General features: G+C 64.5%; 11 protein-coding genes. 3 read left to right on the forward strand and 8 right to left on the reverse strand.

Going from position 1 to position 11,546, the window contains the following annotated elements; all coding sequences use genetic code 11:
* Positions 1–281, forward strand: a 281-nt coding sequence (locus AC52Q4_RS05720) for a cupin domain-containing protein (protein WP_495535840.1), incomplete at its 5' end; no start/stop codon positions are given.
* Positions 282–329: 48 nt separating this feature from the next.
* Here the strand turns inward: AC52Q4_RS05720 and AC52Q4_RS05725 are convergent.
* Both AC52Q4_RS05725 and AC52Q4_RS05730 read right to left on the reverse strand, forming a co-directional pair.
* Entirely contained in the window at positions 330–911 is a 582-nt protein-coding gene (locus tag AC52Q4_RS05725; protein ID WP_495535841.1) for a thioredoxin family protein, read from the reverse strand.
* Between the two features lie 90 nt (positions 912–1,001).
* Positions 1,002–1,973, reverse strand: a complete 972-nt coding sequence (locus AC52Q4_RS05730; RefSeq protein ID WP_495535842.1) for a patatin-like phospholipase family protein — start codon at positions 1,971–1,973, stop codon at positions 1,002–1,004.
* Positions 1,974–2,352: 379 nt separating this feature from the next.
* Between AC52Q4_RS05730 and AC52Q4_RS05735 the strand changes: the two genes are divergently transcribed.
* Complete coding sequence (locus tag AC52Q4_RS05735; protein ID WP_495535843.1) at positions 2,353–3,285, forward strand: recombination-associated protein RdgC; 933 nt, start codon at positions 2,353–2,355, stop codon at positions 3,283–3,285.
* Between the two features lie 64 nt (positions 3,286–3,349).
* Here the strand turns inward: AC52Q4_RS05735 and AC52Q4_RS05740 are convergent, their stop codons facing one another.
* Together AC52Q4_RS05740 and AC52Q4_RS05745 are read right to left on the reverse strand one after the other, a co-directional pair.
* Positions 3,350–4,891, reverse strand: coding sequence for a GTPase family protein (locus tag AC52Q4_RS05740; protein ID WP_495535844.1), 1,542 nt, complete (start codon positions 4,889–4,891; stop codon positions 3,350–3,352).
* Positions 4,888–6,123 (reverse strand): YcjF family protein, encoded by a 1,236-nt coding sequence (locus tag AC52Q4_RS05745; protein WP_495535845.1) that lies wholly within the window; start codon positions 6,121–6,123, stop codon positions 4,888–4,890. Before AC52Q4_RS05745 ends, AC52Q4_RS05740 begins: the two co-directional genes overlap by 4 nt.
* A gap of 203 nt (positions 6,124–6,326) precedes the next feature.
* Between AC52Q4_RS05745 and AC52Q4_RS05750 the strand changes: the two genes are divergently transcribed.
* Positions 6,327–6,812 carry a DUF192 domain-containing protein gene (locus AC52Q4_RS05750; protein ID WP_495535846.1) on the forward strand — a complete coding sequence of 162 codons (486 nt, stop codon included), beginning with the start codon at positions 6,327–6,329 and terminating at the stop codon, positions 6,810–6,812.
* Between the two features lie 50 nt (positions 6,813–6,862).
* On the opposite strand, the gene msrB is transcribed toward AC52Q4_RS05750, so the two are convergent.
* The 4 genes from msrB to AC52Q4_RS05770 form a co-directional block, all read right to left on the reverse strand.
* Entirely contained in the window at positions 6,863–7,369 is a 507-nt protein-coding gene (gene msrB, locus AC52Q4_RS05755; RefSeq protein WP_495535847.1) for a peptide-methionine (R)-S-oxide reductase MsrB, read from the reverse strand.
* A 103-nt stretch (positions 7,370–7,472) separates the two neighbouring features.
* Positions 7,473–8,594 carry a PQQ-dependent sugar dehydrogenase gene (locus AC52Q4_RS05760; protein ID WP_495535848.1) on the reverse strand — a complete coding sequence of 374 codons (1,122 nt, stop codon included), beginning with the start codon at positions 8,592–8,594 and terminating at the stop codon, positions 7,473–7,475.
* A gap of 323 nt (positions 8,595–8,917) precedes the next feature.
* Positions 8,918–10,312 carry a mercuric reductase gene (locus AC52Q4_RS05765; RefSeq protein WP_495535849.1) on the reverse strand — a complete coding sequence of 465 codons (1,395 nt, stop codon included), beginning with the start codon at positions 10,310–10,312 and terminating at the stop codon, positions 8,918–8,920.
* A gap of 13 nt (positions 10,313–10,325) precedes the next feature.
* On the reverse strand, positions 10,326–11,546 hold a 1,221-nt coding region (locus AC52Q4_RS05770), incomplete at its 5' end, for a patatin-like phospholipase family protein (protein ID WP_495535850.1).

Here is an 11,546-nt window from a genome sequence, read left to right on the forward strand (position 1 = left end):
AAGGGTACTCGACGCTGGAGCATCATCAGCATCCGCACACGGTCGTCGTACTACGCGGCAGCGGCGAAGTCATTCTCGGCGACCGGGTGGAAACCATCGGCCTGCACGACTGCATCTATATCGCCCCAGGTACTTTCCATCAATTCCACGCCACCGGCGGCGAGCCACTCGGCTTTCTCTGCATAGTCGATCGCATCCGCGATCGGCCGGCATTGCCCTCACAGGATGAGCTCGAGCAGCTGCGCCGCAATGATCGAATCCGCCGGCGTATGCGTACGTGAAGACATCCGGCGCCCAACCCGCACGGTGCCGTTCACGCAACCCGCGGGCTAACTCTGGAAATACTCCGGTTCATTTCCCGGCAGCCATTTGATGTTACAGCCGATGCTGGGGTACTGCGGCTCCGGTATCTCGCCGCCGGCCAATAAGGCGTCCGCGGCGCGACGCAGGTCCTCGCCTGTGACAGCCTCCGATTTGCCCGGGCTGCTGGAATCGAAGCGTCCACGATAGACCAGCCGGCGATCCCGGTCGAAGAGGAAGAAATCCGGGGTACAGGCCGCCCGATAGTTCGAAGCGACATCCTGCGTGTAATCGTACAGGTACGGAAAAGGGTAGCCGGCCTTTTCCTTCTCCTCCTTCATGCGCTCGGGGCTGTCGTCCGGATACTTTTCGACATCGTTCGAGCTGATCGCCACGATAGCCAGCCCTTTCGCCTGGTAGTCATGGGCGAAGGCGGTCAAGCCCTGTTGTATGTGCTTGACGTACGGGCAGTGATTGCACAAGAACATGACCAGCAAGCCCTCGGCGTCTTCGAAATCCGCGAGGGCGACCATGTTTTCATCGGTATCGTAGAGTAGGAAATCAGGGGCTTTAGTGCCCAGCGTGAGCATGGTGGATTCGGTCCTCGCCACGAGGTCACCTCCCATCGTTGTTGTACGAATGATTGATTGTATGCAAGGAACGTCGATTATAAACACTCCCGAGCGCCCGGCCGCAGAGGGTTACGATCGACCGCGCTCGTAACCGACGTTGGCCAGGAAATCAGCAATGGCAGGTTGCATACGCCGTACGACCTTGTAGCCTTCATCGATCGCCTCTGCCCCGCGCGCGAATTCCAGCAGCCCGATCCGCCCCAGCCGTGGGCTGAGCAACAAATCCGGTGGATCGCCGGCCATGCGACTGCGCGTGATACGATCCTGCATGATGTTGACCGCCATTGTCATCACATCGAACAGCCCCGGCCCCGCCGCTGGCGAGCCGGTACGAAATTGACTCAACAGCACGGCCGCACGACCGCGCAACTGTGCCGATACCCGGTTGAACAGACCCGCATCGCCGGTCTCGACGCCCTCCTCGTCCGTCGTTGTCGTCTCGACCGGGTCCGGCATCGGCGGCGCCTGCATGACGGAAGGCTGAAGATGCCGTCCGAGGAGGTCGCCGTTGAGGTTGACGGCAATCACCGCCTCCGCCCCCATGGCGTGGCAGAGCGAGACCGGGACGGGATTGACCAAACCGCCGTCGACGAGACACTCGCCTCGCTGGTATGAGGGCGTGAAAAGCCCGGGCAACGCCATCGATGCCCGAATGGCCTCAACCACGGAGCCCTCCCGCAGCCAGTGTTCACGACCCGTATAGAGGTCGGTGGCCACCACGCCCAACGGGCGGCGTAGTTGATCGAAGTGCAGGTTGCCGAAGCTCTGAACGAACAAATGGATCAGCCGCTTGCCTTCGAAGAATCCACCGCCGCCGCCCACTGCCAAGTCCAGCAGGCTAATCACCTCGCGTCGACTCAGGCGGCGTACCCAACGCTCAAAGATTCTCAGATGACCGCAGGCGTACATGGCGCCGACGATGGCACCACAGGAGGTGCCGGCGACCAGGTCCGGCCTGATGCCGAGCTCCCCGAGGCCGCGCAATACGCCGATGTGCGCCCAGCCTCGAGCCGAGCCGCTGCCCAGGGCGATTCCGATCACGGGGCGGTTCGCTTGGGTACGCATATCTGCAGTTTGACAAACTCACTGCAGCCCGGCCAGCGCGCCCGGCCCATTGCTCGCCGGGCCGAACCCGGACTTTCGTGCCCGAAATTCGATCCCACCGCCTCCGGCACGTGGTCTATCATGGCGAATTCCACATACCGTCATGCACACGAGGGGCCTCTCCACGGGGCTTATTTCGCCTCGCTCATACGGCAAGGCGTGAGGTGGAATTGCCACGGCCCCTCGACATGGCCCTGGGATGGAAAGTCAGCCGCGGTACCGGAAGGCGTCGCCCGGCTCATCGGTCGCCACAGCCCGCCTTCTGCGGCGGTAATGTCCTGCGGTTTACTCGAAGCGAAGAAGGAGAGCGCTTGCGATGTGGTTCAAGAATCTGTGCATCTACGAGCTGAGTGAGGCTTTCGCCTATTCGGCCGAGGTACTGGAGCAAAGGCTTGCTCAGTTTGCGTTTCAGCCCGTCAGCCGCGCCGAGTTCGCCGTTCAGGGATGGGTGCCGCCGCTTGGACGAACATCCCGCCAGCTCGTCCATGCGGCCAATGGTGCGTTGCTGGTCTGCCTGCAGGAGGAAACGCGTGTTCTCCCTGCGGCCGTGATCCGCGACGTGCTGGAAGAGCGCGTGGCCGAGCGCGAGGAAAGGGAATCCCGCCCGCTTGGCCGGCGGGAGAAGAGCCGCATGAAAGAAGACATCATCGCGGAGCTCCTGCCCCGTTCATTTACCTCCACCAAGCGCACCTTGGGCTACATCGACCCCCAGCACGGCTGGCTGGTGATCGATGCCGCGAGTTGGCGGCAGGCCGAAGAGCTCACGGAGCTTTTGCGTGCCAGTCTCGGCACACTGTCCCTTCGACCGCTGCAGTCGGGCGTCAACCCGCAGAGTGTCATGACGGGATGGCTGGCGCATGACCGCACGCCACCGGATATCGAGCTCGGCGAAGAAACCGTTCTCGAAGATCCGAACAAGAGCGGGGCCGAGATACGCGCCAAACGGCAGAATCTCGCCACCGGCGAGATCAAAGGCCACATCAAGGCCGGAAAACGCCCACGCCGCTTGGCGGCCACCTGGGATGAACGACTTTCCTGCATTCTGGATGCCGATCTCTCGGTGAAACGAGTGAAGTTTCTCGACATCGTGCAGGAAGAGGCCGGTGATCGTGAGCCGGAGAGTGCCGCGGAACGCTTCGATGCCGACTTCGCCATCATGACCCTTGAGCTCGGGCGCTTCATTCCGCGACTGCTGGAGCTGTTCGGCGAAGCCGGACAGGAACCCCAGGCCGCCGGCCAGGCAGGCTGACACTGAACGATGCAGGCGCTTGGCGGGCGACGGCAATTCAAAGCAAGCGACGGGCCCAACGGGGTCACCGAAATAGTGGCCCCAGACCGGCACGTGCCGCCTGCTGCAATACCCGCCTCCAGGGCCGTTGCGGTACGGCTTGACGAATCCGCAACGCTCGGCCGCGATGGGCGCGCTCCAGGCGCTGCAGCAACAGCGCCCACAGGAGGTCGATGTTGTAGAGCCTCGCCGCTGAATCCAGCCGGGCGGGGACCACACTATCGAGCGGTACCTGCAAATCCTCGGCGATCGCCTCCAGCGCCTCACGGATGGCAATCGCCTTCGCGCATGCCGGTTCGGCGACATCGTAGGGCGGCGCCCACTCCCGGGCCGGTGACAGGCGGTCGACATGGCTTGCCACCGTCAACACGGGCGGCATGATGCGCCGCGAGTCGGCGGCAAAACGTGCCCGCACGGCCGTGAGCGCGGCGTCATCCAGTCCGCGGTCGGCGCGGTGCGCAGCCACCACCCAGAGCAGGCAATCGCTTTCCCAGGCGCAGTCGACGATTCGTTGCAGGCTCGCCTCCCCATCGAGTCCCGGGGTATCGATTATCACCGCCTCCGAGACACCGTCGCGTTGCAATTCGTAGCCACTGAACTCGCGGGTCAACGGCAGCACGTCGACACCGGCGGCCGTCTTACCAAGCAAGGCGTTCACCAGACTGGACTTGCCGGCCTGTCTCTGACCCGCCACCACCAGACGCAACGGTCCCGGGAGCTCGGCGGCACGCACCCCTGGACCGAACGACTCGCTTGCGGCCGCGGCGTGCAGTTGCTCGGCGTCCACGTTCAGGCGTCCTGAATACAACTCAATGGCCGCCCGCCCTACTTCCTCGACCCAGATCCGCGCGCCTTTGCGGCGCAGGTAATCTCCCGCATCGCTCCAAGCCGCCGACAAGAGGCGCGCGCGGGCCTCGGCGAGTAGTGCCCAGCTCGGATTCATCCAGCGCGCGAGGCGGTAGGCGAGCGTCATGCCACGTAACACCTCGGCGCTTCGCCGCGCGGCCGGCTTGAACTCCCAGAGCCGCAGCAACTGCCCGGCCCGAATCATGTGTGAACCCGGGACATGGGTCAGCAGCACCTCACGCAAGCGCGCACTCACCCGCTCGGTGAGCAGCAAGGCTTCCGGCAGGGTAAAACGCCAGACGGGATGACGCTCCTGCGGATGATAGTGCCGCGCCACCTGCTCGATAACACGTCGGGCGGTCGCGAGCAGCCGCTGCTGATCGGCGACGATCTCCGGGGCCACCTGCCCGGCCATCCCCTGCACCGCTTCCCAGGCAGCAAGTTCGCGCGGCGACCAATCCGCATTCGCCATTGCCAGCGCCTCGTCCAGCTCGTGCTCCTGCTTTGCGCCCTGGGCGGCAAAGGCCTTGCGCCGCAGGCGGTAAACAAAAACGTAGCCTGCGAGCCCCAACACCGCTGCCGCGCCGAGCCATATCAGCAGCCAGCCCTGCTCCCATAGCCACAGCGCACCGAAGGGGATCAGCGCCAGCACGGGCAGCACGAGCGCGCCCAATGCCGGCAGAACCACCCACCAGCGGCGCCACGCCGATGCTTCGCTCATGGCGCGTCACCCCGCTCACGAGGCGGCGGAGCTTCGCCGCCGCGATGGCGATAGAAATGGGCATAGGCGTCTTTTAGCGCGCCACGGTAGGCATCGGCCACGCCTGCCGGATCCCGCCGGCCGAGGCGCATCTGCTCGAGGTAATAACAGGCCGCCCGGCCCAGCGCGTAAGTGATCGTCGCGCTTGCCGCGCTCGCGGCAGTGGCACCGGCGAGCTGCCCGTAGCCAGGGATCAGCTTGACAAGCTGGCGGACGGAGAAGCGCACGCCGATTCCCAAGGCCGTTCCCGTGCCCAGCGAGGCAACGAACTCCTTGAGCGTGCGGCGGTTCCACTCAATGCCATAGATCGACGCGATGCTGTGCAGCATCTTGCCCTGCAGCGTCGGCACGGTGACAAAGCCCATAAGCGGGACCAAATCGCTTATCCCTGCGGCGGTGGCATAACCGAGCAGATGCGGGTGCACCCGCGTGATACGCGCATCACGGGCAGCGCGACCCAGATCGCGGATGAGGCTGGCGCGGCCTTCCGAGCAGGCTTCGTCCAGGGCGTCGAGCAGCGCATCCAGGCCATAAACCGGATCGCCGAATTGATCCTCGGGCCGGGTCAGGTCCACCGCGACCGCCCGGAATGCACCGTTGCCGGGCAGGCCGCGGAACTGGCTTGCCTGCACCGCGAGCGCGCGGCGCAGGTCCTCCAGACCAGGCGCGCTGGTAAGTTCCGTGTACGGTGGGTGGTCCCGGTCATCGGGATAGCCGTCGTGCAATCGCGTCTGCACCAGCACCACCGCCCAGTGCGGGTGGCGCCGACGCACATCGCGCAGCACCGTCAAGAGCGCCTCTTGCTGCGGATCCAACGCGCGCACCACGGCCACCACGACGTGTGCGTGGCCCTCGACCACGGCCAGATCGTCGCCGGGATCGTAGGCCACCTCGCCCAGGCCGCGGGTGTCCAGGAAACGGACCACCGGAACGTCTTGCGGAAACTCGTAGACGCGCGAACGACGCGTGCAGGGCTTGAAGGAAACGCCCACTTCCGCCTCCATGGAGCCGGTAATCGCACGTACGATGGAAGTCTTTCCGGACTGCACCTTACCAAGCAGCCAGATCACCGGTGCCTGCACGCGCGCCTTCTCAGCGATCGCCTCATCCAGGGCCGGATCGCGCTGCGGGCTCACGACAGTAACAATCACCCGACGCCAGCCGATATCGGTCATGATACGGAAAGTGGACATGCTCAGGCCTCGACCCGGCGATACGGCGAGCGGCGTGTAGCGCCATCGTTGTGCAACCGGCCGATACGACGCACCGGAACCAGGGCGCTGCGGCGATCCGACGATCGACACGGGTAAAACCACTGTCCGGCAAGCGCGCCCATACGCTCAACGCGATCGCATCGCGCCGTCCGCAACCCACCCTTTCTGCGAGAGCTTCGTCAATGGCAAAAAAGGTGCTCCTTACCGCCCTCATCGCCGGTATCATGCTCGCGGCCTGCCGCTACGGCCTCGCCGACAGACCCCAGCGCAGCGTCGCGGCCTTGCCGGTTGACCAGCTCCTCATCGGAGATCTCTCCGTTACGGCGCGGATCGGCGCCACCTCGAGCGACCGAGCGCTTGGCTTTCAATACGCCAGCCCGGAGCAGATCCGCCACGAGATCATCTATTTCAGCTACCACGCCCCCCGGATTCCTCACTTCCATATGCAAAACGTCACCGCGCCTCTGCTCATCGCCTGGATCGGCCCGAACCATCATGTGATTTCCCGAGAGCGCATGGCGCCCGGCGTCTGCTGCTACAAGCCACCCAGCGCAATCATCGCTGCGCTCGAGCTCGCGCCCGAGCATCCGCTGGCCAAACGCATCCACCCCGGCACCCTGGTGCATCCGCTGCGGTCCCCGAGCGATACGGCACAAAAAAACCACTAGCGTCCGGGCGTCCACGGTCCCCTGGCCACGCGGCAGAACACTGCCATCCCTCAGCCGGGCGAGAAATTGAGCGCGACCCCGTTGATGCAGTAGCGCAAACCGATGGGCGGCGGCCCGTCTTCAAAGACGTGCCCGAGATGGCCGCCGCAGCGGCTGCAGTGCACCTCGGTGCGGACCATGAACAGCAGCGAGCGATCTTTACGCGATCCGGTCGCGCCCTCGATCGAGGCCCAGAAGCTCGGCCACCCGGTGTGGCTATCGTACTTGGTCTCGGAACGGAACAGCGCTTGGTCGCACCCCGCGCAGTGGTACGTCCCCTCGCGCTTCTCGCCGAGGAGCGGGCTCGATCCACGGGGCTCGGTAGCCTCGCCGCGCAGGACATCGAATTGCCGAGCCGTCAGCCGCTGCCGCCACTGCGCTTCGGTATGGCTCACCGCGAAGCCGGAACCGTCCTCGCTCGCCGCCCAAGCGGGCAGCGCCACAATGAAATGGCCAAGGATCGGCGCCGTCAGCGCGAAGCCACCGGCGATCAACACCCGTCGCCTGACAATGTCCATGATCTTCTCCCGTGCTCACCCGCTCACCCAACGACAACGGCGCGCCGGAATCGGCAATGGGATCCTCCCCGATCGCCTCCCGATGCCACCGCCCGCGACGGTGTCATGGCCGGGGGGTCAGCCGCCATACTTTGCCGTCATCCTGATCGGTCAGCACATACACTGAGCCATCCGGTGCCTGCTCGACGTCGCGAATGCGGGTGTCGAGCGGGATGCGCTCTTCTGCGGCCGCGTTTTCTCCGTCAATCTTCACGCGCACGATCCCGTGCGCCGATAAACCGCCGATCAGCGCGCTGCCCCGCCACGCGGGAAAAACATCGCCGGTATAAAAGGCCATCCCCGAAGGAGAAATCACCGGCGTCCAATGCTTGACTGCATCGATAAAACGGGGGTGAGTCGGCGGATCCGGTATATCAATCCCGCTGTAATGGCGTCCCCAACTGACGATCGGCCAGCCGAAATTGCGGCCCGGTTGCGGCCGATTGAGCTCATCGCCGCCACGCGGGCCCATCTCGGCGATCCACAGCGCGCCGGTTCGCGGATCGATGGCGGCGCTCTCGATGTTGCGATGCCCGTAGGACCAAATTTCCTCCCGCGCATCCGCCCGCCCGACGAAAGGATTGTCCGGCGGAACCGAACCGTCGCGGTTGATGCGAATGACGCTGCCGAGATGGTTCGAAAGATCTTGTGCCGGCTCGAACTGGTAGCGCTCACCCAGCGTGAGGAAGAGTTTCCCTTCCGGTGAGAAGACGATTCGCCCACCGAAGTGATTCCCGCCCGAGACCTTCGGCTGCTGACGGAAAATGACCTTGAAGCCCTCGACCCGGCCGTCTCGCAGCCGGCCCCGGCCCACCGCTGTCGATGCCCCGCCCTCGCCAGGCTCGGCGAAGGAGAGATAGACCAATTGCGACGAGCTGAACTCCGGGTCGAGCGCCACGTCGAGCAACCCGCCCTGGTCCTCGGCGTACACCTCGGGCGTGCCCGCTACCGGTCCCGAGAGCCGGCCGTCCGGCCCAAGGATTCGCAGCGTTCCCGCGCGTTCCGTCACGAGAAGGCGGCCATCGGGCAGAAACGCCATGCCCCACGGGTGATCGAGCCCGTGCGCCATCTCCTCGACCGCGATCACCCCCGCCTCGGTCTGCACCTGCTTGTCCGCATGAGCCGAAAACGCCGCGCTTGCAAGCAACACCGCGGCGCTGGCGGCGAGAATGATCCCTTGCTTCATGATGACCATCGCTTCCGCTGCTACCAATTCAAACCCTAGTCCAGCCGAACGGGCGATACAACGCGGGCCGCTCGATCAGACGGTCTCCAGTGGCCGACCGACGCCCGAAGACGCGCTCGGCCACGAGCCAGGTCAAGCGCGATGTACAACTCGAATTATAGAGACCCGACTCGAGCTTGAGATGCTCGAGCTTCGAAATGAAGCCCTCGGTTTTCCATTGGTTCCCGGCGGCAACGCGGAGCGCCCGGCTTGCCGCCTCGATTGCGGTTCAGTGAGCCAACCGCTCAATTGATCGGTGGAGGGACACCGGAGGTCTACGTAGCTCAGCTGTCGAGCGTTGCGAAGACGCTGTTCAAACCCTCCGCCAGAGTGGGGTGCGCAAAGATCGCATCTTGGAGCACCGTGTACGGCAGCTTGCCCATCATGGCGATCTGCAGCATCGCCATGATTTCGCCGCCCTCGATGCCAAGCACAGTGCAACCCAGAATCCGGTCCGTCTGCGCCTCGACGATCACCTTGACGAAGCCGCGCGCCTCGTCCATTTCGACTGCCCGCGCCACGCCGGTCATCTCCATCTTCGCGACGCGAACGTCGAGGCCGCGCTTGCGTGCCTCGGTTTCGGATAGACCGACGCTGCCGAGCTGCGGATCGATGAACGTCGTATTCGGCACCAGGCGCTCGCCGAGTCTGGCATCGGCATTGTTCAACCAGCGCTCTCGCAGGATCCGATGATCATCGTAGGAAATGTGCGTAAATGCCGGGCCGCCCTTGACGTCGCCGAGCGCGTAGACGCCGGCCGCGCTGGTCTGCAGCGTCGCATCGACGGTAACGTAGCCGGCTTTGTCGGTCACCACGCCCGCGGCGGGCAAATTCAGCTCCTCGGTGTTCGGGCGTCGGCCGATCGCGATCAGCAGATGCGTGCCCGTCACCGAGCGCGCACAGTCCTCGCACACGTAGTGGACGGTGATGCGGCCATTCGCATTCTGCTCGATGCGCTCGACTGCCGAGTTGACATCAACGTGGATGCCGTCTTCCTCGAAGATCGCCCGCACCGCCTCCGAGACGTCCGGATCTTCGCGCGCCACCAGGCGCGCATCACGCTCGACTACGGTCACTTCCGCCCCGAAGCGCCGGTACATCTGGCCGAACTCGAGCCCGATATAACCCCCGCCGATGACGATCAGGTGCTCCGGCACCGCATCCAACTCCATCACCGATGTGGAATCGAGGTAAGCCACGGAGGACAAGCCCTCAATGGGTGGAATGAACGGACGCCCGCCGGTATTGATGACAATTTTCGGCGCAGCCAGGCGTTGCTCGCCACCCCCGCTCAGCCGCACATCGACCGTGTCGCTACCGGCAAAGGATGCGACACCGAAGAGCAGTGTCAGATTCTCTGTGCGCTGCAACCGTTCGGTGCTGGCGTTGCGAAAGCGCTCGACGAGCGCGTCCTTGCGCGCTCGCACGGCTCTCTGGTCGACCGTCACGCTCGGCACGCGCACGCCGTAGTCGCGGGCACGGCGCGCAAGATAGGCAACGCGCGCACTGGCAACCAGCGTTTTGGTCGGCGTGCAGCCGAAATTCACGCACGTGCCACCTACAAATCGGCGCTCGATCAGCGCGGTCCTCCAGCCGGCGCGCGCCAGCTCCGAGGCCAATGGATTACCGCCTTGCCCCGTGCCGATGATGATGGCATCGAAATTTTCGGTCGGTTTCATGCCCGTTTCCCGGTCATGCCATTTCCTGCTGAGGCGATTGGTGCTCATAAAGCACAACGCCCGCCAGTGGATCGGCTTCCTGCAACCATGGCGCTTGCGCGATTGCGTCCTTGGTATCGGCGTAACCCGCCTGCCAGCGCGTATGAATGCCCTCAGGCGTGAAGTCGATATCCTTGGTCTGGTCTTCGCTCATCAATCGCGGCGCCACGAGCTGCACGATCTGCATCGTCGTGCGGCAACCCCACGACTCCAGATCGCGTACTTCCGCCGTATCACGCAATTCGGCGGGAAGGTGATCGGCGATTTTCTTGATCACGTGACGCAGATGGTGAATCTGCTGCTGTCTCGCGATATGGCTCGCGGCACGGCTTGCGTACTGAATATCCTTTTGCCGGTTCATCACCTGCCAGATGCAATCCGGCTCGGATCCTGTCGGGTTCCACAAATGCACCGAGAAGATGAGCGAGCTCTTGCGCGGATTATCGTCGAACACCGCTTCAATGGGCGTATTCGAATACACGCCGCCGTCCCAGTACGGCTCGCCATCGATGCGAATCGCGGGGAAGGCCGGCGGCAAGGCGCCCGAGGCCATCACATGTTCGGCACGCAGCGGACAAAAGCGGCTGTCGAAGTAACGCATCGCGCCGATACGGGCATTGACCGCCCCAACCGAGAGTCGCGGCTCGCAGCGGTTCGGCGGTTCGAAGTCGATCAGGCTGTTCAGCGTGTCGCGGAGCGGCGCGGTCGAATAGAAGGCAGCGCGTTCGACGCCCACCTGCGTTTGCAGTCCCCACCATGAGTTCGGATTCGGTGTGAAAAAACCCGCCACGCCGTGCGTCAGCGTCATCAGATTCGCCCACGGGTTCACCAGATTCGGCGCCAGCGCCACGCGGCCGAAGGGAAGGCGGCACTCGAGCGACGCCCAGAACGTCTCCAGTTGTGCCATGCGCCGGCCGCGCTCGTTGCCGGCAATGATTGCGGCGTTGATCGCGCCAATGGATGTGCCGATCACCCAGTCGGGCTCGATGCCCGCCTCGTGGAGCGCCTGGTACACGCCCACCTGGTAGGCACCGAGCGCCCCACCCCCCTGGAATACAAGCACAATCTGCCCCGCAGGGTGCTGGCCAGCGGCTGCGGCCTGCGGCGTCGGCCCGGGCGTTTCGGTCACGCGGCGCTTCCGACCGCGGTGTTGCTGCTGCCCGCTGTCATCACGCCTGGTGTCCATCGGCGTGCT

The sequence above is a fragment of the Nitrococcus sp. genome, assembly GCF_059432795.1.

Coding starts and splice junctions, on each gene's coding strand:
- AC52Q4_RS05750 (WP_495535846.1), top strand. CDS start 6,327: ATGGCAAAAAAGGTGCTCCTTACCGCCCTCATCGCCGGTATCATGCTC.
- AC52Q4_RS05765 (WP_495535849.1), bottom strand. CDS start 10,312: ATGAAACCGACCGAAAATTTCGATGCCATCATCATCGGCACGGGGCAA.
- msrB (WP_495535847.1), bottom strand. CDS start 7,369: ATGGACATTGTCAGGCGACGGGTGTTGATCGCCGGTGGCTTCGCGCTG.
- AC52Q4_RS05745 (WP_495535845.1), bottom strand. CDS start 6,123: ATGTCCACTTTCCGTATCATGACCGATATCGGCTGGCGTCGGGTGATT.
- AC52Q4_RS05740 (WP_495535844.1), bottom strand. CDS start 4,891: ATGAGCGAAGCATCGGCGTGGCGCCGCTGGTGGGTGGTTCTGCCGGCA.
- AC52Q4_RS05735 (WP_495535843.1), top strand. CDS start 2,353: ATGTGGTTCAAGAATCTGTGCATCTACGAGCTGAGTGAGGCTTTCGCC.
- AC52Q4_RS05760 (WP_495535848.1), bottom strand. CDS start 8,594: ATGAAGCAAGGGATCATTCTCGCCGCCAGCGCCGCGGTGTTGCTTGCA.